Here is a 21541-nt window from a genome sequence, read left to right as displayed (position 1 = left end):
GGCGCTTCTCCGCTGGCCGCCGGGTTGTCGGGCCGGCTCCCTGTTATCTGGGAGTCCTCGCGGATATTATATGACGAGGCGGGGATTTTTTCTGGTTCTTCTCCCATCTCCAGGAAACATCAGCGGTTCGGGGTGTCGGCCAACGGCGAAACCGCGCGGGTTCCGGCTTTTTACGCCTCTCCGCGAGGGCAGCCAACGGCCGCCGAGGGCTGTTTGAGCACGCGACCATCTAGCGGAATCGAAACGGAGTGGGTGGTCACTAAAACCGGGAGATCTCGAATGCGGAGTTCCGAGGCGCCGAGCGGATTGGCGTAAAAAGGAGTGGTGAACCCGCGCCGCCGGGACGATACTCCGAACCGCGTTTCCCGGAGATGGGAGATGATCCCTTTTTCTTCGGCCGGCGGCTTTGTGCTATGATCGCGACTAAGGACACACCCATGGACAACGACAGCCTGAATGAAACCCTGGTCAAACTGCGCGACGAGCTGCGCTACGCCCCGGTGGTCGACGACTCCGCGCGGGATTCGCTCCAGCGGCTAGACGGCGACATCCATCGCATCCTTCAGAGCACCGGCGACGTCCCGCCCGCCCATCATGTCCGCTTGCGGGAAAGCCTGCAGGACTCGGTCCAATATTTCGAGGCATCCCACCCCACGATTACGGCCTTGATGAACCAATTGCTCAAGGCCCTGGGCGATATGGGGATTTAAACCCGCGCGCTTGATTCGGTCCTCTCCATAGAGACGGCGGAACGATCTCGGCTTATCAGCCGAACAGGGGAGCGCCATGAACGCGAAAGTTTTGATCGTCGACGACAACAGCTCCAATCTTTGTTATCTGGAGACCCTGCTCCGGGCCCATGGCTGGGACGTGATCTCCGCGGCCAACGGCGAAGAAGCTCTGGCCAAGGCCCGCCTCGATCTTCCGGACATGATTGTGGCGGACATTTTGATGCCGGTGATGGACGGCTACACCTTGTGCCAGCAATGGAAGTCGGACGATCGATTAAAACAGATCCCCTTTGTCTTTTACACAGCCACCTATACGGAAGCGAGAGACGAGGCGTTTGCCTTGAGGCTCGGGGCGGAACGATTCCTCATCAAGCCCCTGGGTCCGGAAATCTTGATGAATCAATTGATGGAGGTGCTGGGCAAAAGTCCCCGCGCCGGGCGGGCGGCGGCGCCGTCTTTGGGCGAAGACGCCGAGTTTTTCCGGGGGCACGATGAGATCCTGTTTAAAAAGCTCGAAAAGAAAATGCTGGATCTGGAGATCGCGAATCAAAAGTGGACCGCCTTGGAGGAGAAATACCGGCTGATTTTTGAAAACATGACGGACATCATTTTTCGGATCGACGCGGATTTCACGATTTCCGCCGTATCGCCCAGCGTGGAGAGGGTCTTGGGGTATGGGCCGCAAGATTTTATCGGCCATCCGGTTTCGGACTTGGCCAGAGTTCTCGGTCCGGATTCTTTTCCGCGGGCTTTAGATGAGATCCGTTCGGTTTTTTCGGGGGAGACGATTTCGGCGACGACTTATCGGTTGATCGCCAAAGACGGTTCGATTGTCGCCGGCGAAGTCAGCGGGGCTCCCATGCGGCGTGAGGGCGTCATCGTAGGCGTGATCGCCGTGGCCCGCGATATTACCAAGCGCCGACAGGCCGAGGAGGATCTTCGGGAGAGCGAAAAAAAATACCACGGATTGTTTGATTTTTTGCCGATCCCGGTCTATGAGATGGATTTTGAGGCGAATATCACGGCGGCCAATCGGGCCATGATCGAGACTTTTAGAGGCACCCGCGAGGATTTGGAAAAAGGCTTCAGGGCCTGGCAGCTGCTTTCGCCCGAAGGCATCGCCCAATCGCGCGAGAACATCCAAAGGCTTTTGAAAGGCGAGTCGTTGGGCGGAACGGAGTATCTCCTGCGGAGGCTGGATGGGTCCGTTTTTCCGGCCATCGTCTTCTCGCGAGTCGTCTATTCGTTCGGCCGGCCAACGGGGCTTCTGGGGGCGATCGTCGATATGACCGAGCGCCAGAAAGCCGAAGAGGATTTGCGCCGGATGAACGCGTTTCTGGACTCGATCGTCGAGAATATCCCGAATATGATCTTCATCAAGGACGCCAAGGAACTCCGATTCGTCCGGTACAACCGGGCGGGCGAGGAGCTGCTGGGCTATTCGAGAGAAGACCTGCTGGGCAAGAACGATTACGATTTTTTCCCGCGAGAGCAGGCGGACTTCTTCGCGGCCAAGGACCGGGAGGTTCTGCGCGGCCGGGAGCTCGTGGAAATCCCGGAGGAGCCCCTGCAAACCCGGGCCAAGGGCGAGCGCGTCCTGCACACTAAAAAAGTGCCGATCCTATCCGCGGACGGAGAACCCGCGTTTTTGCTGGGCATCTCCGAGGATATCACCGAGCGCAAAGAGGTGGAGCGAGCGCTCCTCCGGACCGTCGAGAGCTTGAAAAAAGCCGTCAACACGACCATTCGGGTCATGGTCTCGGCCGTCGAAGCCAGGGATCCCTATACGGCCGGACACCAGATCCGGTCGGCCCATCTGGCTTGTGCCATCGCCGCGGAAATGGGCTTGCCCCAGGACAAGATCGAAGGCATTCGGCTGGCTGCGTCCATCCACGACATCGGGAAAATGTCCATTCCCGCGGAGATCTTGTCCAAGCCCACCAAGCTGACGGCCATCGAGTTCGCCTTGATCAAAGAGCACGCCAAAAGAGGCTACGAGATCCTCAAGACCGTGGAATCGTCCTGGCCGTTGGCGGAGATCGCCTACCAGCACCATGAACGCATCGACGGTTCCGGCTATCCCAGAAGCCTGAAAGGGGATGAGATCCTCATTGAAGCCCGCATTCTCGGCGTTGCGGATGTGATCGAATCCATGGCCTCCCATCGACCCTATCGTCCGGCCCTGGGGATTCAGGCCGCCCTCGATGAAATCGTGAAGAATCAAGGCATCCTCTACGACCCAGGGGTAGCGGAGGCCTGCCTGCGGCTTTTCGGAGAGAAGGGCTATCAGCTGACGGAGGCCTGATCGCGTCGGTCAGGACGCGAGGTCCGAGCCGAGCGGGAGCGTGAACTGGAACGTGCTCCCACGCCCCCAGCGGCTCTCGACCGAGAGGACCCCGCCCAGGCGCTCGACGAGCCGGCGGCTGATGGCCAAGCCCAAGCCCGTCCCCTCGTGCAGCCGTGCCGGGCCGCCGTCGATCTGATGGAAGGGCTGGAAGAGGGACGCGATATCCTCCGGCTTGATGCCGATCCCGGTATCGTTCACCCGGGTCACGATCCGCTCCCCGTCCAGGCGGCAGTCGACGCTCACTTCGCCGCGGTCGGTGAACTTGACGGCGTTGTCCAGCAGGTTCAGCAGGATCTGCTCGACCCGGAGGCGATCGCTCCGGATCCGGCCCACCTCCGCCGCGACCCGCGCTTCCAGCCCCAAGCCCTTTTTGTCGGCCAGGGGCTGAACGGCCAAGAGGACTTTCCGGATGGATGCGGGCAGATCGAACGACTCGTCGCGGATCTCGAACCGGCCGGCTTCGATCTTGGAGATGTCGAGCACGTCGTTGATGAGCGCCAGCAGATGCTGCCCGCTGTCCTTGACCATCCGGAGCTGCCGGGTTTGCTCCTCGTTCAACGGCCCGGCCGCGTCCAGCAGCAGGAGACCGGTGAAGCCGATGATCGAATTGAGCGGGGTCCGCAACTCGTGGGACATGGTGGCCAGGAAGACCGACTTGAGCCGGTCGGATTCCTCGGCCCGTTCCTTGGCCACGACCAGTTCCGCGGTCCGCTCGGCGACGCGCCGTTCCAGGCCGGCCTGCATGGCCCGCAGCTCCTCCTCGGCCCGCTTGCGGGCCGTGATATCCTGGCCGATGCTTAGGATTTCCGTCACCCGGCCCCGCGGGTCCAGCGTGAACTTGTTGGTCCAAGCGATCCAGACGCGCTCGCCGCCGCGGCGCATATTCTCGTTGACGTTCTGCTCGTGCGCCGACGGGTTGAGGCCGATCTCGTCCATCAGCGGCTTCAGGCTCCGGCCGTCGCTCTCGGCGTCGGGAACGATTGTGCCCATGACGGAGCGGCCGAGCAGCTCGGCCTCCGTGTAGCCGAAGAACCGCTGCCCGAACTCGTTCAGGAAGCGGATCTGCCCGTCGGGCTTCCAGCGCAGGATGATGCTGTTGGCGTTCTCCACGAGCTCGCGGTACTTACGCTCGCTTTCGCGCAGGGCCAGCTCCGAGCGCTTGTCCTTTGGGGCGAGAGGCGTTGGCATCACTCCCTCCGTCCGAGAGTTTTCATTCTTGACTTATCTTGTCAAGAAGTCAAGAAAGGGCCCTGAAAACTCGATGGCCAATGCCAAGCCGCCCGGGAAAAACAGAATCCTGACCCAATCTCCATCCAATCCTGACCCGGCCGAGTGTATGGTGGGGGGGCGATGGCGGATGCGAGGCGACCTATGGGCATAGCCCGCTGGAAACGGCCCCCCGGCCGCACCCTGGCGGTCTTTTTCGGCCTCATGCTCGTCATCGGCGCCGCCCTGGCCTGGTTCGGCTGGCAATGGCTGAAGCAGGACCGGGCGCTCGAAGGGCAGCGCTTCCAGGACCGCCTGGAAGTCGCGGCGGACCACATGGCCGTCGTCTTGCAGCAAAGCCTGATGGATCTGGAAAGCTATCGGGGCGCCGTCCCCGGGCCCGGCGCGAAGGAGCCGCCCGACAACGTGCTGGTCCTGCGAGGGACGAAGAATGCCGTGGAGGCTTTCCCGCCCGGCCGCCTGCTTTTCTATCCCGCGCTCCCCGATTCCGAAGGGCCCGAGGCGGCGGTCTTTGCCGCGGGCGAGACACTGGAGTTCCGGCGCGGCGATCCGGCTCGGGCCGCCGTCGTCTTTCGGGATCTGACCGGATCGCGGGATCCCGGCGTGCGCGCCGGCGCCTGGCTGCGGTTGGGCCGGAACCTCCGCAAGATCGGCCGCAACGAAGAGGCCCTGCAAGCCTATGACGAGCTGGCCCGGTTCGGCCGGTCGCCCGCCCTGGGACTGCCGGCGGAGCTGGCGGCGCGTGAAGCGCGCAGTACGGTGCTGGAAGCGATGGGCCGGCGCGCCGAGCTGCAGCGGGAGGCCTCGCTCCTGCGGACGGCCCTTTGGAGCGGCCGCTGGAATCTGCTCCGGCCCGTCTGGGAATTCTATCGGGGGGAAGCGGATCGGTGGCTCGAGGCCGGTCTTCCAACCGAGCGGGAACGGGACGCGTTGACGCTGGCAACGGCCGCGGATTCGATCTACGGCCAGTGGTGGGCCGGGCCCGAGACGAAGGGGCGCCGGATTCTGAAGATCGATGGCCGCCCGGTGCTCGTCTCGTGGGAGGGGACTCCGGATCGGCTGGCCGCGGTGCTGGCGGGGCCCGCTTACCTCGGTTCGGCGTGGACGCCGGTCTTGCAGGGCCGTCTGGTGCAAGGGGCTCTGATCGACGAGGACGGGCAGGTGATGATTGGATCGTTCAACAGAAGCGGTCCGCGGGCCGTGCGGACGGCGCCCGACACCAGGCTGCCCGGGACTCTCCACGCCACCAGCCCCGACCCCGGCGCCGACGCCGTGGGCGTGGTCGGGCGGCGCCGCCTGCTGTTCGCGGGCTTCGCGGTGCTGGCCCTGTTTCTCCTGGCCGGGACGTATTTCATCATGCGCTCCATCGACCGCGAGCGGGCCGTGGCCCGGCTGCAGTCCGAGTTCGTGTCGGCCGTGTCCCACGAATTCCGAACCCCGCTGACCTCGTTGCGCCAGCTCTCGGAGATGCTGGCCAAAGGGCGGATTCACGAGCCCGGTCAGCGGCAAAAATCCTACGGCATCCTGTCCCGCGAAAGCGAGCGGCTGCAGAGGCTGGTCGAGTCGCTGCTGGACTTCGGCCGCATCGAGGCGGGCGCGTTCCACTATCGCTTCGAGCCTCTCGACCCGGGCGCCTGGGCCGGCGAGGTGGTGGCCGAGTTCCGGGGGTTGGCCTCCGCCCAGGGCTGCGATATCGACCTGGCGCTCGACGCCGATCTGCCGCTTGTTCGCGCCGATCGGGCCGCCCTCGGCCTGGCGCTGCGGAGCCTGCTCGATAACGCCGTCAAGTATTCTCCGGATTGCCGGACGATCTGGGTCGAGATGGCCCGGGAAAAGTCCGGGCTGGCCATCCGTGTCCGGGACCGGGGCCTGGGCATTCCGGTCTCGGAGCAGAAGAAGATCTTCGAGAGGTTCGTGCGGGGTTCGGGCTCCCGGGCGGCCCATGTCCAAGGGACCGGCATCGGCTTGGCCATGGCTCGACACATCGTCGATGCCCACGGCGGCGAGATCCGTCTGGAGAGCGAGCCCGGCCGCGGCAGCACGTTCACCATCCTCCTTCCGCTGGAGAAGAAAGCATGAAGCGAATCCTCGTGGTGGAAGACGAATCCGGAATCGCCTTTGGCCTGCAGGTCGATTTGAAGACCGAAGGATATGATGTGGAGATCGCATCGGACGGCGAAAGCGCCCTGCAGCGCCTGCGGAAGCAGGTATTTGACCTGGTCCTGCTGGACGTCATGCTGCCGGGCAAGGACGGCTTCGAAGTCTGCCGAGAGCTGCGCAGGGACGGCATCAAGACGCCGATCATCATGCTGACCGCCAAGGTCCAGGAAGCGGAAAAAGTGCTGGGGCTGGAGATCGGGGCCGACGATTACGTGACCAAGCCATTCAGCCCGCGCGAGCTGCGGGCCCGGGTCAAGGCGGCCCTCCGCCGCAGGGGAGACGAGGAACCGCCGAATTACAAGTTCGGGGACGCCGAAGTGGACTTCGGACGATGCGAGCTGCGCCGCGCCGGGCAGCCAGTGGGGCTGACGGCCTTCGAGTTCAAGCTGCTGGCCGCGCTGGTCCGCAACGCGGGCAAGGTCTTGAGCCGCGATCGACTTTTGGATCTGGTCTGGGGACAAGGCGCGTTCGTCACCGACCGCGTCGTCGACAATCATATCGTGACCCTACGGAAGAAGATTGAGCCGGAGCCCGCGAATCCTCGATATATCATAAGCGTTCGAGGCTTGGGATACCGGTTCGACGGCTGAAAAAACCCAATCATGACCATAACGCGCATAATGGCCTGACAATGGAGCCGTAATATGATGGGCGGGAGGATGGGACAATGAAGAGGGCGCCATGGATCCTGTTGGCCGGGCTGCTTGGCGCGGCCTTGTCTTCCGGACTCCCGGCGAACCAGGCGAAGGCCAATCAAGCGGAGGTGGCCCTTCAGGCGGCGATCAAGGCCGAGACCGTCGACGGCGATCTGAGGGGCGCCATCGAGCTGTACCGGAAGCTCGCCGGCGACGGCGATCGCGCCGTGGCAGCCAAGGCTCTGGTCCGCATGGGCCAGTGTTATGAGAAGCTGGGCGATGCCCAGGCGCGTCAGGCCTACGATCGGGTGGTGCGGGACTTCGCCGATCAGAAGGAAACCGTCGACGCCGCCAAGGCGCGGCTGGCCGCGTTGAACCGCCCAGCCGAAGTTCCTCCCCTGGCCGTGCGCCGGGTCTGGGCGGGCTCCGATGTGAATACCGATGGTGCGCCTTCCTGGGACGGGCGATTTCTGACGTTTACGAACCAGGCGAGTGGCGCCGTTTCCCTTCGGAATTTGTCCACTGGAGAGACTCGGGAGCTGGGGAAGGCCTCAGCGGACCTTCAGAGTCCGGCCGGCCGTTCCCTCATCTCCCCGGACGGCAAGAAGGTGGCTTACGCTCGATCCTCCGGGGACGGCTTTTTTGAACTAAGGCTGATCAATCTGGACGGATCCGGAGAGCGGATCTTTTTCCGGAGCGATCGACTCGTCTCCCTCAAGCCCTGCGTCTGGTCGGCGGATGGCGCCCGCATCGTTGCCGCGTCCGCCACGAAGGACGAATCCGCCGGGATCGAGGTCAACCGGATCGTTTTGATCTCCCTCGGGGACGGTTCCGCGCGGATTCTGCAGGCGCTGGGCTCCCGCCGGCCCGAGCCTCGCGGCATCTCCCCGGACGGCCGGTTCATCGCCTACGATTGTCCTCCGCGCGAAGACTCGGAAAGCCGCGACATCTTCCTTCTGGCCGCCGACGGCAGCCGTGAGGTCACGCTGGTCGAGCATCCCGCCGACGACCAGCTTCTCGGGTGGGCGCCGGACGGGCGAGGCGTCCTCTTCGCCAGCGACCGGGCCGGCCAATGGGGCGCCTGGTTCCTCCGGATCGCCGACGGCAAGCCCGCGGGGCAGCCTGTTTCGATCCGACCCGAGATGGAGCCTGCGGAGCCGCTGGGCTTCACCCGCGGCGGGTCGTTATACTATGGAGTCGAAAGCGGCGGGACGGACGCTTATGTCGTCGAGCTCGATCCGACGGCTTCGCGAATGACGGCCGCGCCGGCCTTGATCAACGAGCGCTTCGCCGGCCGGAACCGGCTGCCGCTGTATTCTCCCGACGGACGATCGCTGGCCTACTTCTCGAACCGAAGCGCCGACCGCTGGACCCTTTGCATCCGCTCGCTCAGCGCGGGAGGGGATCGCGAGTTCTTGGCTCCGCGAGACCTGGAGCGCCTGCGGATCGCGCGCTGGACCCCGGGCGGACAGGGGATACTCGTCTCCGGTTTCGACAAGCTGCACCACCACATGGGGTTCTACGAGATGGATGCGCGCAACGGGGACGCCCGGGCCATTCTGTCGAGCAATCCCGAAACGGATACGCTGGACGGCCAGTGGGCGCCCGACGGGAAATCCTTTTACCTCACCCGAGCCGGCTTTGCCTTCGCCGATGCGGCTCCCCGCATCCTGCAGCGCGACCCGGCCACGGGAAGCGAGAAGGAAATCTATCGTCTTTCTCCGGGAGAGGATGTCACCAACCTGGCGCTCTCCCCCGACGGCCTCGAATTGGCTTTCACGGCTCGATCCCGCCGATGGAACGGTTCTTGCGATCGGCTCGGAATCGTATCGGCCCAAGGCGAAAATGCACGCGAGCTCCTTCGGCTGAGCGGGCGCGAAGCCGTTCGACGGGATGGGCTGGTGTGGACGCCCGATGGACGATACCTGTTGTTTGCCAAGACGGTCGAAGCCGCTCCGCGCTCCTTCCGGCTGGAGCTTTGGCGAGCCTCCCCGCGAGGTCAAGAGGCGCATAATGTCGGCGTTTTGGCCTCGGATATGGCTTTTGGGGACGGAGCTTCCGGGCTGCGCATCCACCCCGACGGAAAGAGCGTCGCGTTCCAGGCCGGGCGAAGGAAACCCGAAGTCTGGGTCATGGAGAACGTCCTGCCGGCCACGAAAGCCGGACCGGTCCCCGAATTTCTGGACGAGGTGACGCTGGAGGCCTGGATCAATTTCTCGAGTCTCGGGCCCGAACTGCAGGCCATCGCGGTAAAGGGGACCCATAACTACGACGGGGTCTCGTGTGCCATATACCTCAATACCGAGGGGAGGCTCCACCTAGGGATCAGGCACTGCCATACATCTTTCGGCGAGTCAGGGGACTGGAGCATCGAGTGCATCGTCGGCGATGCGGTCCTGCATCCTAACACCTGGTATCACGTGGCCGGCACGGTCTATTCCTCCAGGAGCGCCAGCATTTACCTGAACGGCGCCCTGATGAAGACGGGAGCGATCACGCAATCGATCCTGGCCCGGCCGACGGAGCCTTTATATATTGGATTGTCGACGCTTTTCGGAGTGCCTTCCTACCGCTTCAATGGGACAGTCGACGGAGCGGCGCTTTACGAGAGGGTGCTTTCCGCAAATGAAATACGGCAACACTATCAGGCCGGGCTGCCGACGCATAGAAACCAGAGCCGTTGATTCTTCTCTTTCATGGAATAGGGCCTCGACCCCCCTCTGGCTGACGCTTGAAATCTCATACACAACATTTGACTTTTCAATCATTATTCGCGATAGTGTTTATGGAGGTATCCATGGCTCCGCATTTCTTGCCTCGAACCGGGGACCGGGAAAGAATCGAAAACCTACTCAAGATATTCCGCGTCGTTGGATTGATCGGCGTCCGCCAGTGCGGCAAGACGACGCTGGCCAAGTCGTTTCCATCGGGCCAATACTTCGACCTCGAGAATCCCAGCGAACTGGTTCGTTTCGATAATCCCAGAATGGCTTTGGAAGAGGCCGAAGGCTTAATCATCATTGACGAGATTCAACGCCGTCCGGAGATTTTTCCGTTGCTCCGGCATCTTGTCGACAGCAAGCCCGAGCAAAAATACATGGTCTTAGGCAGCGCTTCCGTGAACTTGATCCGGCAGAGCTCGGAATCCTTGGCCGGCCGGATCGGCTATCATCATCTCGGCGGTTTGGCGCCTTGGGACGTCGGAGCCAAGAGCTGGAAAAAACTCTGGCTTCGTGGAGGATTGCCTCCGGCTTTCCTGGCGGCCGACGATGAGGCGAGCTTTTTATGGAGATCCAATTATATTGCGACATTTCTGGAAAGAGACGTGCCTCAGCTCGGTTTCCAAATTCCCGCAGCATCGCTGCGCCGATTTTGGACCATGCTGGCCCATTATCACGGCCAGGTCCTGAATTATGCGGAGCTCGGCCGGTCGTTCGGGATGTCCGACGTGACTGTGAGGAAGTACGCGGAGATCCTCGCGGGCGCCCTGATGATCCGCATCCTTCAACCCTGGCACGAAAACGTCGGCAAACGGCTGGTCAAGAAACCCAAGATCTACCTTCACGATTCGGGGCTTTTCCATTCGCTGATGATGATCGAGAATGAAAACGATCTGACCTCCCACAACAAGCTCGGCGCGTCTTGGGAAGGATTCGCCCTGAATAGCGTCTGCCGGAGCGTGGGACTTGACGACGCTTCCTTCTTTTTCTGGTCGACCCATGCGGGAGCCGAGCTTGACCTCGTCTGGCGGAAGCACGGGAAGCTTTGGGGAGTGGAATTCAAATTTGCCGATGCGCCTCGGATGACGGCGTCTCTCCATTCCTCGCTCCGAGATCTCTCGCCGGCTCATGTCTGGATTGTTTATCCGGGCAAGGAGCGCTATCGATTGGACGAGAAGGTCACGGCCTTGCCGTTGGTCGATATCAGAGAAGAATGGAATTACGGAGGCTGATCCTGTATGGCAAAGACGGGCCTTGCGGCTATAATCGAGCCATAGCGATCCGGGGAGGAAGGGATGCCTCGCTCTAAGCTGCGGCCGCCGTTTTCCGCGCCTTGGCACTCTCGAAGGATTCTCTGATCCGGGCCGGCGCGCTGATGCGTTTGGGGCGAACTCTGGGTTCTGGAGAACTTCCTGCCTCCGGCGAAAACCGCCAAGTAGCCGGCCGAAGCCAATCTGACTGAATCCTGACCGAAGCGAGATAGCCTTCAGACCGGAGCGGGGCTATAATTCTTCGCGATGCCGCTGAAAGCCCGAAAAGCCCGGCTCCGGCCCGGCTCGCGCCTGTTGGTGATGTTTTTTGCCATCACGTTCCTGCTGGTCGCGGCCCTGGCTTGGATGGGCTGGCAGCTGATGCGGCAGGACCGCGCTCTGGCCGGACAGCGCCTCGAGGAGAAGCGGGAGAATGCCGCGGACCTGGCCGTCGCCGCCCTGCAAAAAAACCTCTCCCAGCTCGAAAGCCGCTTGATGCGTCTGAGCACGGCGGCTGCCGCCCAGCTGCGCGCGCAGGCTGCGGAGTACGCTGCGGGACTGCCCAAAGACAGCCTGCTCTTGATCATCCGTCCGAACGACTTGGAATGTTACCCGGAGCACCGGCTGTTGTTTTACCCGAACACCCCGACAACGCCGGCGGCGGGGCACCCCGCTTTTGCCGCCGCGGAAGCTTTGGAGTTCCAGAAGCAGGACTATGCCAAGGCCGTCGCCGCCTTGCGTCCGCTGGCCCGCCACGCTGACCCCGCCGTCCGCGCCGAAGCCCAAGCCCGCCTCGGGCGGAATTTGTGGAAAAGCGGGCTGGCGACCGAAGCCTTGGCCGCCTACGACGAGCTGACCCGGGCCGGATCGACGCCCGTGGCGGGTTTGCCGGCGGAGCTTGTGGCCCGGGAGGCGCGCCTGCTCGCGTTCGAAAAGCAGAAGGACGTGGAAGCGGCGCGGCGAGAGGCGGCGGCGCTGTCGGCAGCGCTTCGAGGCGGCAAGTGGCGCATCGATCGGGCCGCTTACGACTTCTACTTGAGCGAGGCTTGCCGAGGGATGGGCCTGACCTCGCTGGAACCGGCCGAGGCCTTGGCTGCGTCGGCGGCCGCCGGATCGATGTGGGCAGAATGGCGGTCCCTTCGCCGCGCTGAAGACACCATCGCCGGCCGCCGTATTTTCTGGCAGGCCGACCAGCCGGTGCTGCTGGCGTGGCGGGGCACGCCCGAACGTCTGGCGGTCTTTGCCTTGGGTCGGCGCACGTTGGAATCGCAATGGCTGGAGCCGCTTCTGCCGACGCTCGGCCGTTTCGATGCGCGTGTCGTCCTCACCGATTCCGACGGCCGGGCCGTGTCGGGCCGGCTGCCGAACGGAAGCGAAGCCCAGGCCGTGCGCCTGGCTTCCTCCGCGCAGCTTCCCTGGACTCTGCACGCCGTTTCGGCGGGCGGCGCGGCCACGGCCGGGTGGGCGGCGAGGCGGCTCGTTGTGACCGGGCTCGCCACCCTGTTCCTGCTGGTGTTGGCTGGAGCGTATTTTATCGGGCGCGCGGCGTCCCGCGAGGTGGCGGTGGCGCGGCTGGAATCGGATTTCGTGGCTTCGGTCTCCCACGAGTTCCGCACCCCCATCACCGCGCTGCGGCAGCTGAGCGAATTGCTGGTGAGCGGGCGGGTGGAAAGTGACGAAGACCGCCAGGAATACTACCGTGCCCTGGCCCAGGCCAGTGAGCGCCTGCACCGGCTGGTCGAGGGGCTGCTGACCTTCGGCCGCCTGGAAGCCGGCGAGATGCCCTTCCGTTTCGAGCCGCTGGATGCGACCGAGTGGCTGCGCTCCGTGATCGAGGAATTTCGGCGCGACGCTGGGGCGAACGGGGGCAGGATCGCCATGCACACCGACGGTTCGGCGCCGCGCCTGCGCGCCGACCCCGCGGCGCTCGGCTGCGTGATCAGCAACCTCCTCGACAATGCCGTCAAGTACTCTCCCGACGGCTCCCCCATTCGCGTGGAGCTGGGCCGAGAAGACCGGCGCGTGGTGATCCGGGTGCGCGACCAGGGTCTGGGGATTTCGGAGAGCGAACAGAAGCTGATCTTTAGACGATTTGTCCGGGGTACTGCCGCGAAGACCGCCGGTATCCGCGGAGCGGGCGTGGGGCTGGCCATGGCGCGCCAGATCGCGAACGCCCACGGGGGAGACATCACGGTGGACAGCCGGCCCGGCCAGGGGAGCACCTTCACGGTCCGGTTGCCCGAAGGGGAGTGAGCCATGGCCAAGATTCTCGTCGTCGAAGACGAGCCCGCCATCGCCCTGGGGCTTAAGAACGACCTCAAGCTTGAGGGCTATGCCGTGGAGGTAGCCGGGGATGGGGAAACCGCCTTGCGGCGCGCCGGCCGGGAGGCCTTCGATCTGATCCTTCTCGACCTGATGCTCCCGCGCAAGGACGGGCTGGCGGTTTGCCGGGAGCTGCGGCACGCGGGGATCCGCACTCCGATCATCATGCTCACCGCAAAGGCCCAGGAGGCCGAGAAGGTTCTCGGGCTGGAGCTGGGCGCGGATGACTATGTGACCAAGCCGTTCAGCCCGCTCGAGCTGCGGGCCCGGGTCAAAGCGATCCTCCGCCGCGCCTCCGAGGAGGCCCCGGAGGTCTACCGGTTCGGCGATGTGGAGGTGGACCTCACGCGCGCCGAAGTGCGCCGCGCGGGCGCGGCCCTGGACATGACCCCGCTGGAGTTCAAGCTACTCGCGACGTTCATCCGCCGGCGCGGCCGCCTCCTGACCCGGGAACGGCTGTTGGACGAGGTCTGGAGGCCCGACAGCAGCCCCACCGATCGGGTCATCGACAATCACATCATGAACCTGAGGCGGAAGATCGAACCGGTTCCCAATGTGTCCCGCTACATCGTGAGCGTGCGCGGCCAAGGATACCGCTTCGACGGTTGACCGCGCAAACTCAGACCGAAATCAGATCGATCTCCGATTCGACTCTGATCAGCGCCGCGTACACTATTCGCGGAGGTGGAAGATGAACAAGCTTTTGTTGGCCATGATGATGGGTGCGACACTGTTGCTGGGCGGTCCGCAAAGCGACCGCAACAATCTGCAGCTCCAATCCGCGATCAACAAAGAGGTCGTGGAGGGCGATCTGAAAGGCGCCATCGAGCTGTACAGGAAGATCGCCGCTCAGCCCGGCACCGGGCGGGCCACGGTTGCGACCGCCCTGCTGCGGATGGGCCAGTGTTATGAGAAGCTCGGCGATACGGACACACGGGAAGCGCGCAGCGCGTATGAGCAGCTCGTGCGGCAATATGCGGACCAGTCCGAACAGGCCCAGGCCGCGCGGTCCCGGCTGGCCGTATTGGCCGGAACGTCCAGCCGGACGGCCGGCGCGGAGATGACGATTCGGAGAGTCTGGTCAGGTCCGGGTTCCGGTCGGGCCGGCTCCGAATCGCCTTCTCGGGATGGCCGATACCTTTCCATGATGGACCCCGATTCAGGCGATCTGGCCCTTTGGGAAGCTGCGAGCGGGCGGATGCGGCGGCTGACCAGCAAGGGGAACTGGTCGACTTCCGAAATGGCCCTGGATACGACGTGGTCTCCTGACGGAAAAAAGATCGCTTATGCTTGGATGACCAAAGACGCCGGTCTTGAGCTGAGGATCATCGGAATTGACGGATCCGAGCCCCGAATTTTGGGACCGGTCTGGCCACTGGATTGGTCCCCCGACGGCAGGTCCATTCTTGCCGTTGTTCCCAAGGATGGCTCCAAGCCCGAGAGGCTGGCCTTGGTTTCTGTGGCCGATGGTTCGTTGACGACCCTTGGCTCGGCTGAAGAGCCGATCTCTTCATCGTCTTGGGATGCAGGCTATTCCGCGGACGGGAAATTCATTGTCTATGACAACCGGCCGAAGGATGGGTCTCCGGAACGCGATATTTTCATATATTCCATAGACGGAAAACAGGCGTTCCCGCTAGTCAAGCATTCCGCCGACGATCAGCTCCTCGGCTGGGTGCCGGGAACTAACACGGTCCTCTTTGCGAGTAACCGGACAGGAACGCAGGATGCCTGGGCCCTTACCGTCGCTGATGGGAAGCCTCAAGGCGAGCCGACCCTGGTCAGGAAAGATATCGGACAGATATCGCCCCTGGGATTTGCCGACGGGGGCTCTTTTTATTATAGCCTCGGGGTCAACGTCGTTGATGTTTTTGAGGGCTCCCTGGATCTAGCCAAGGGGATCGTTGCCGCGCTGCCGAAGAAAGTCCCCCAGCGCGTGGTCGGCGCCAACTCCTCTGCGGAATGGTCCTCCGACGGCAAATTCCTGGCCTATGTTTCGGAACGCCTTGCGGGGACTGCGTCCCAAAGCTCGTACTTCCTGTGCCTTCGCTCCGAACAGACGGGAGAAGAGCGGGAAATCCCGCTGGCCACCGGCTCCTTCTGGAGGATGCATTGGGCGGCGGACGGCGGTGCGGTGTTTGCCACGATGGGCGACGCGACAAACCAGGGCCTTTTCAAAATCGACATCCGAACCGGCAAGCAGACTCTTTTGGCCCGAAGCGGTTGGTCGGATTCATTGATCAAGGATTTTGCGGTTTCGCCCGACGGGAAGTCGGTTTATTATGTCCATTTTCAATGGATTAAAAAGCTGACGCCGATCATCAAGTATGACCTGGAGACCGGACAGGAAAAAGAATTCTACCGGAACCCGGGCGCGGGCATCTTGGATATCGGCGGCATGGCGGTCTCACCCGACGGGAGATATCTGTCCTTCAGCACGGCGGATAGTCTGGCGGAGCAGAGGTACGTCATACGGATCGTTCCAACGGCGGGCGGTGAACCACGGGATCTTCTCCTGGGAAAGCTCGAAACTTTCGCCAGGCATGCCTGGGCTCCTGACGGCAAGAGCATCCTGTTCGTCAAAAGAACGGCCAGCGGGACCAAAGACGAGAAACGCGAGCTGTGGCAAGCGGATACGGTGGGTGGAGAAGCCAAGAAGATCAACGTAGGCATGGAGTTCCGTGATCTGCAGCTGCACCCGGACGGCCGGCGGATCGTCTTCACGTCCGGAAAGCCCGTCAGGGAGATCTGGGCCATGGAAAACTTCCTGCCGCCGGCGAAAGCCGGGAAGTAGCCGAGAACCGATCCCCTGCCGTCCGGGATGCCGTATTAGCCAAAATCAAACACAATCCTGACAATAATGCGTATACGATCCTGACATTGGGGCGGTAGTATTAAGGCTCAGGACAAAGGGTTTGATGTTGCCGCCAAGAGGTGGGGGCTGAAAGCGGGGCAGGCGTCGAGGTGTCGGCACTCGCCCGTGAGTTGTATCCACGGGCGAGTGCGGCGGAAAGGATCCCCAGCCCAAGGCTGGGGCCCCTGCCGCCGCGCCTGCCTCGTCGTTTTCGCCGCCGTGGTTAGACAATCTTTTACACTGTTTTGACATTTGCGTGGAGATATTTGTTAAGATTCGGCCCGGGAATCAGACGTGGCGACCTCAGTCACTCGGAAAGCATCCGGACGGCGCAGGATCGTATGGATCGTCTTGATCTCCGCCATCCTCCCTTCGCTCGTTGTCGGGTATCTGGGGTTCACTTCCCTCTCGAGACGCCGGGACGCGGCCCGCAAGCTCTACGGCATGAGCCTCTTTCTTTCCGGCGAAGCGGCCCTGAAGTCCATTGAAGACAGGATTCGCGGCTTGGAACGGGACAGGCTGGCCGGAGGCAAGGACGCCCCCTCCGACGCGGCCGCGGGCCGGGTATTCCTTCTCGACGCCGATTTTAGGATCCTGAATCCGGAAATCGCCGAGAAAGATGAAGCTCCGTTCTCCTGTTCCGAGGGGGCGGATGGTCGAGCGGGCGGAAGCCATTGGACCGAAGCGGAGAAGGCGGAATTCCAACGAAAGGATTTTCGGCTGGCCGCCGAGTTGTACGGAAAAGCGGCCGCGGCCTCGACCTCGGACCGGTGCCGGGCCCTGGCCCGGATGGCCCGAGGCCGGTGCCGGATCGCGCTCCGGGACTATGCGGGGGCTCTTGCGGACTTCGATGAATTGGCCGCCAAGTACGGGCGGCTGACGGATGCCTCCGGCCATCCCTTCGGGATCATCGCCGCGATGCGCAGCGCGGACATCGAAGGACTACGGGGGAACGAGGATCGCAGGCTCTCCGGCCTGATCGAGCTGAGGCGAAAAATGGATGAGGGGGCCTGGCCGCTCGATCTGGCCGGCTATCACTTTTTCCGATTCGCGATCGAGGCCATCCTCGAGCCGCGGATCAAGGGGCACCTTAACCCGGATCTCGAAAAGTCCTATCAGCAGGTGAAGGAGCGCGCGACCGGATTCCTGGAGGATCTGCGATTTCGCGACCTTCTCCAAACCTCGGTCGTGCTCCGGATCAAGGAAGCGTCCGCCCTCGATCCTTCTATCTCCCGGGACCGTCCGGGACGCTTATTTCTGCCGGGCGAAAACGGTTCCTGTCTCGTTTCCTTCGCGCCTGCCCCGCGCTCGGGCGCAGGAGGCCCGATGATCGCCGGAGTGTGTTGGGACGCCGAATCGCTATTAAAGCGCATTGTTCCATCAGCCATGGAAGGCCTGGACAAAAGCTCCGGCGTGACGGTGAGCCTCACGGATCGAGCGGGAAAAGACATTCTCTCCGAGAGACAGGGAGAATCCGCGGGTCTTCCCGCGCCCGCGGCGGGCACGATCTCGTTTTCGTTTCGCGAATTTCCGCTGCCGTTCAAGCTGATTGTTTCCCAGCCCGCCATGCTCGATTTCGACCGGGCCGCTGTCCGGGAAAACGTCTTTTATGGGCTGCTCATTTTGATCGTGGTCGGGTTGATGGCCTTGGGCGCCGGCTTGGTGGTCCGAGATATTTCCCGCGAAGCCCAGCTCACGGCCCGGAAGACGGAATTCGTCCATACCATCTCCCACGAGCTCAAGACGCCGTTGACCCTCATTCGGCTGTATGCCGAGACTTTGGAGCAAAAGCCGAACCTGGGCGATCCGGAAAAGAAGGATGCTTTGAAGATCATCGCCAAGGAGAGCGAACGGCTGTCCCATCTGATCAACAATGTTCTTGATTTTTCCAGGATCGAGATGGGCCGGAAGGAATTCGATTTCCGGATTGGAGACCTGGCGACCGTGGTGCGGGAAACCGTGGCCTCCTATCGCTATCACCTGGAAAAGAAAGGCTTTTTAATCCGAGAGGAGATCACAGCCGATTGTCCGGCAGTGCGGTTCGACCGCGAAGCGATGGCCAGCGTCGTCGTCAATTTGTTAAGCAACGCCATAAAATTCTCGCCGCGCGAGAAGGATGTCGGCATCCGTCTTTCGATCGAGAACGGCTGGGCCGTTCTCCGGATCGCCGACAAGGGCAGCGGGATCGCCCCGGCGGACCTGCCCCGGATATTCGACAAATTCTACCGCGGCGGAAACGATCTGTCCGGCGGCGCGGGCGGAAGCGGCCTGGGCCTGACCCTCGTCAAGCACATCGTCGAAGCCCATGGCGGCCGGGTCGAGGCGCGGAGCGAAGGCGGGAAGGGGAGCGAGTTCTCAGTTTACCTGCCGATCTTGGCCGAGCCCGGGGGAGAGTACAGGCCATGAACGAAAAGATTCTGATCGTCGAGGATGAAGAGGACTTGGCCAAGGGTCTCAAGCTCAACCTGGCGGATGAGGGCTATGAGATCATTCTGGCCGCGAACGGCAAGGAGGGGTTGCACCTCGCCTTGACGGAAACACCCGATCTCGTCCTCCTCGACATCCGCATGCCGGAGATGGACGGGCTCGAAGTCTGCCGAGAGATCCGGAAGACCGGGTCCGCGATCCCGATTCTCATGTTAACCGCCAAGGGTGAGGAGGCGGACAAGGTCGTCGGATTGGAGATCGGGGCCGACGATTACATGATCAAGCCGTTCGGGCTTAGGGAGCTGCAGGCGAGAGTCAAGGCCTTGCTGCGTCGGGCGAAGGCGGGCGGCCGGACGGCGGGATCCCGCTACCGGATCGGCTCCTGCGATGTAGATTTCGCCGCATTCAAGGTCCAACGAAAAGGGAAATGGACTGACGTTTCGTCGTTGGAGATGAGCATCCTCAAGCACTTGATCGAGCACGAGGGCGAAGTCGTCACCCGGGAGGCGTTGCTGGAGAAGATCTGGGGGTATGAAAAATTTCCGACCACCCGGACGGTCGACAATCACATCCTGAAATTGAGAAAGAAGATCGAGGAGGATCCGGCCCATCCGAAGCACATCCTTTCCGTCTATGGCGAGGGATATCGTCTTGTCTGACAATCTTTTACACTGGCTTGACAACTTCGACACATCAGCCGGCTATATTGGGAGCGCCAAAGGAACGTTGTCGGGAAGGAGCCGGATGATGAGAACAAGAATCATGGGGGTGGGGGCGATCTTCTTCAGTTTTCTTCTGGCGTTCGGAGCCCAGAGCGCGCCGGATGCGAAGGCCTTGTTCGAGAAGGCCAAGTACACGATGGAAAGCCTCGGGGACCTCGATGGGGCCATCAAGCTTTTTCGAGAGATCGTTCAGAAATTTCCCAAGGAACGCGAGTCCGCCGCGAAATCACAGCTCTATATCGGCCTCTGTTACCAAAAGGCCGGTGCGACGGAAGCCCAGAAAGCCTTTCAGTCGGTCATTAACGATTATCCCGAACAATCCGAAACGGTGAGGATCGCCCGGGAAAAACTCGCCCTGATGTCCTCGGGGGCGGCTGCTGCCATTCCCAAACCGACCGGACTCCAGGTGCGCAAGGTCTTGACAGACGCCTCCGGCGTCGGTGAGGTCCTGACCGCGGATGGCAAGTATATCAGAGGGTTAGACTGGGATACGGGTGACTTGATTCAGTTCGAAATCGCCAGCGGACAGACGAGCCGAATCAAAAATAAGGGGCCTTGGAGCGAGACTGACAAGTCCTCCGAGAACCAAGCGTTCTCACGCGACGGAAAACAAATCGCATACGATACGACGGGCCCTCATCAACTGCGGATTAGAAATCTGGATGGTTCGGGCCTTCGCACACTTTACAGTTGTAATGAGAAAGACGATCATCACGTCCTACCCTTGGTCTGGTCGCCTGACGCAGGGTCCATCCTTGCACTTCGCCTCCGTGACTTTAACGAGCGTAGCAAAAGGGTTGAACTGACGCTGATCTCGACAGCGGACGGCTCGATGCGCGTCCTGAGGAGTCTTACTTCGGGCTGGTTCTTGTTTGAAAGGGCCAGTTTCTCGCCCGATGGGCGATATGTCGCGTTCAGTTTCGTGCGTGAGGGCAGCCCACCCCAGGGCGACGTCTTCCTGATGACCCCCGATGGGCGGAATGAGGTGGTTGTTGCCGGGCATCCCGCGGAGGATCAACTGCTGGGATGGACCCCGGACGGGAGCAGCCTTCTCTTCCTCAGCGACCGCTCGGGGACGTGGGACCTCTGGTCCGTTCCCATCACCGGGGGAAAGCAGCAAGGAGAACCAGAACTGCTGAAAAAGGACTTCGGTAGTGGCTCTTATTATTCAAACGTTCTTGGCTTTGCACCCGACGGCTCCCTTTATTACAAGACTGACACCCGTTTCGGTGGCCTCTACAACGGTGCGGTCGACCTTGAAACCGGCAAGGTACTCGTGCCACCCGTGCCGGTCACGACGCGGTATACCGGCCCACCGTCAGAGCTAACATGGTCACCCGACGGCAGGAACTTGGCCTACCTTTCACGTCGGGGTCAGTGGGGTCCCGGAAACAACATCCTCACGATCCGGTCCACCGCAACCGGGGAAGAGCGCTTTCTGTCGCCGCGTCTTCGTGGCGTTGCCATGCCCTCCTGGGCGCCGGACGGCCGTTCCGTCATCGCGGCCGGGATTACGGGAACGGAAGGTGGCGTCTTCCGAATTGACACTGAAACAAGCGCGATCACTAAGTTGGTAGGTGAACCATTCTGGGCCCCCCTTCTCTGCCCGGATGGGAAAACCCTGGTATTCGTGAGGGGGGGGACGGACGGACCAAGCATCAAGAAACGCAACCTCGACACCGGTGAGGAGTCGGAAGTTGTCAAAGGTGTCAAAGGAAAGACATGGTACTACGACCTCTCGCCGGACGGCCGGGAAGTGGTGTTCCAGGTGAAAGGCGCTGTAAAGACCGTGTCCCTCAGCGGAGGGGAGCCGCGGGAGCTATTTCGCGGTTTGGCGCAGGAATACGAGCTGAGGTGGACGAGGGACGGCCGTTACATCATCGCGAAGGCAACCGGTACTGCGAGCAGTGAAATCTGGCGGGTTCCGACGCAGGGTGGGACGCCGCTGAAGCTGGATCTCTCCGTTCCAAAAATGGCGTCCTTCACGCTTCACCCGGACAACCGCCGCTTTGCGTTCAGCATCAATGAAGGGTCCAAGAGCGAGCTGTGGGTGCTGGAGAACTTCCTGCCGCCGGCGAAGGCCGGCAAGTAGCCCCGCGAGCCTTAATCGAATCTTGACCGAATCTTGACCCGCCGGAGGCGCAAA

General features: G+C 62.3%; 13 protein-coding genes. 12 read left to right on the top strand and 1 reads right to left on the bottom strand.

Features of this window, described 5'->3' with window-relative positions; genetic code table 11:
• The first annotated feature begins 437 nt into the window (after positions 1-437).
• Together NTZ26_02640 and NTZ26_02635 are read left to right on the top strand one after the other, a co-directional pair.
• The gene (locus tag NTZ26_02640; GenBank protein ID MCX6559390.1) at positions 438-710 is read left to right on the top strand and encodes a DUF4404 family protein; all 273 of its coding nucleotides are present in this window, start codon (positions 438-440) and stop codon (positions 708-710) included.
• Between the two features lie 76 nt (positions 711-786).
• Positions 787-3036 carry a PAS domain S-box protein gene (locus NTZ26_02635; GenBank protein MCX6559389.1) on the top strand — a complete coding sequence of 750 codons (2250 nt, stop codon included), beginning with the start codon at positions 787-789 and terminating at the stop codon, positions 3034-3036.
• 9 nt (positions 3037-3045) lie between these two features.
• On the opposite strand, the gene NTZ26_02630 is transcribed toward NTZ26_02635, so the two are convergent.
• Entirely contained in the window at positions 3046-4266 is a 1221-nt protein-coding gene (locus tag NTZ26_02630; GenBank protein MCX6559388.1) for an ATP-binding protein, read from the bottom strand.
• Positions 4267-4449: 183 nt separating this feature from the next.
• Here NTZ26_02630 and NTZ26_02625 point away from each other — a divergent pair, with 183 nt between their 5' ends.
• The 10 genes from NTZ26_02625 (at position 4450) to NTZ26_02580 (ending at position 21487) form a co-directional block, all read left to right on the top strand.
• Positions 4450-6384, top strand: a complete 1935-nt coding sequence (locus tag NTZ26_02625; GenBank protein MCX6559387.1) for a HAMP domain-containing sensor histidine kinase — start codon at positions 4450-4452, stop codon at positions 6382-6384.
• Positions 6381-7055 carry a response regulator transcription factor gene (locus NTZ26_02620; protein ID MCX6559386.1) on the top strand — a complete coding sequence of 225 codons (675 nt, stop codon included), beginning with the start codon at positions 6381-6383 and terminating at the stop codon, positions 7053-7055. Before NTZ26_02625 ends, NTZ26_02620 begins: the two co-directional genes overlap by 4 nt.
• Before the next feature lie 77 nt (positions 7056-7132).
• Complete coding sequence (locus NTZ26_02615) at positions 7133-9784, top strand: hypothetical protein (GenBank protein MCX6559385.1); 2652 nt, start codon at positions 7133-7135, stop codon at positions 9782-9784.
• Positions 9785-9897: 113 nt separating this feature from the next.
• The gene (locus NTZ26_02610) at positions 9898-11052 is read left to right on the top strand and encodes an ATP-binding protein (protein MCX6559384.1); all 1155 of its coding nucleotides are present in this window, start codon (positions 9898-9900) and stop codon (positions 11050-11052) included.
• 285 nt (positions 11053-11337) lie between these two features.
• A complete protein-coding gene (locus tag NTZ26_02605) occupies positions 11338-13323 on the top strand; it encodes a HAMP domain-containing sensor histidine kinase (protein ID MCX6559383.1) in 1986 nt (661 codons plus the stop codon).
• Positions 13324-13326: 3 nt separating this feature from the next.
• A complete protein-coding gene (locus NTZ26_02600) occupies positions 13327-14001 on the top strand; it encodes a response regulator transcription factor (GenBank protein MCX6559382.1) in 675 nt (224 codons plus the stop codon).
• A gap of 82 nt (positions 14002-14083) precedes the next feature.
• Positions 14084-16186, top strand: a complete 2103-nt coding sequence (locus NTZ26_02595; protein ID MCX6559381.1) for a tetratricopeptide repeat protein — start codon at positions 14084-14086, stop codon at positions 16184-16186.
• Positions 16187-16597: 411 nt separating this feature from the next.
• Complete coding sequence (locus NTZ26_02590; protein MCX6559380.1) at positions 16598-18652, top strand: ATP-binding protein; 2055 nt, start codon at positions 16598-16600, stop codon at positions 18650-18652.
• A complete protein-coding gene (locus NTZ26_02585) occupies positions 18649-19332 on the top strand; it encodes a response regulator transcription factor (protein ID MCX6559379.1) in 684 nt (227 codons plus the stop codon). The genes NTZ26_02590 and NTZ26_02585 overlap by 4 nt, the downstream gene beginning before the upstream one ends.
• The gene (locus tag NTZ26_02580; protein MCX6559378.1) at positions 19325-21487 is read left to right on the top strand and encodes a tetratricopeptide repeat protein; all 2163 of its coding nucleotides are present in this window, start codon (positions 19325-19327) and stop codon (positions 21485-21487) included. Before NTZ26_02585 ends, NTZ26_02580 begins: the two co-directional genes overlap by 8 nt.
• Positions 21488-21541 lie beyond the last annotated feature (54 nt).

It is taken from the genome of Candidatus Aminicenantes bacterium (assembly GCA_026393855.1).
In the GTDB taxonomy this organism is placed as follows: Bacteria; Acidobacteriota; Aminicenantia; order Aminicenantales; family UBA4085; genus UBA4085.
Note: the sequence above shows the minus strand (reverse complement) of the source record. Positions and strands in the feature narration are given on the sequence as shown.

Coding starts and splice junctions, on each gene's coding strand:
- NTZ26_02600 (MCX6559382.1), top strand. CDS start 13,327: ATGGCCAAGATTCTCGTCGTCGAAGACGAGCCCGCCATCGCCCTGGGG.
- NTZ26_02630 (MCX6559388.1), bottom strand. CDS start 4,266: ATGCCAACGCCTCTCGCCCCAAAGGACAAGCGCTCGGAGCTGGCCCTG.
- NTZ26_02615 (MCX6559385.1), top strand. CDS start 7,133: ATGAAGAGGGCGCCATGGATCCTGTTGGCCGGGCTGCTTGGCGCGGCC.
- NTZ26_02610 (MCX6559384.1), top strand. CDS start 9,898: ATGGCTCCGCATTTCTTGCCTCGAACCGGGGACCGGGAAAGAATCGAA.
- NTZ26_02625 (MCX6559387.1), top strand. CDS start 4,450: ATGGGCATAGCCCGCTGGAAACGGCCCCCCGGCCGCACCCTGGCGGTC.
- NTZ26_02620 (MCX6559386.1), top strand. CDS start 6,381: ATGAAGCGAATCCTCGTGGTGGAAGACGAATCCGGAATCGCCTTTGGC.
- NTZ26_02605 (MCX6559383.1), top strand. CDS start 11,338: ATGCCGCTGAAAGCCCGAAAAGCCCGGCTCCGGCCCGGCTCGCGCCTG.
- NTZ26_02595 (MCX6559381.1), top strand. CDS start 14,084: ATGAACAAGCTTTTGTTGGCCATGATGATGGGTGCGACACTGTTGCTG.
- NTZ26_02640 (MCX6559390.1), top strand. CDS start 438: ATGGACAACGACAGCCTGAATGAAACCCTGGTCAAACTGCGCGACGAG.
- NTZ26_02585 (MCX6559379.1), top strand. CDS start 18,649: ATGAACGAAAAGATTCTGATCGTCGAGGATGAAGAGGACTTGGCCAAG.
- NTZ26_02635 (MCX6559389.1), top strand. CDS start 787: ATGAACGCGAAAGTTTTGATCGTCGACGACAACAGCTCCAATCTTTGT.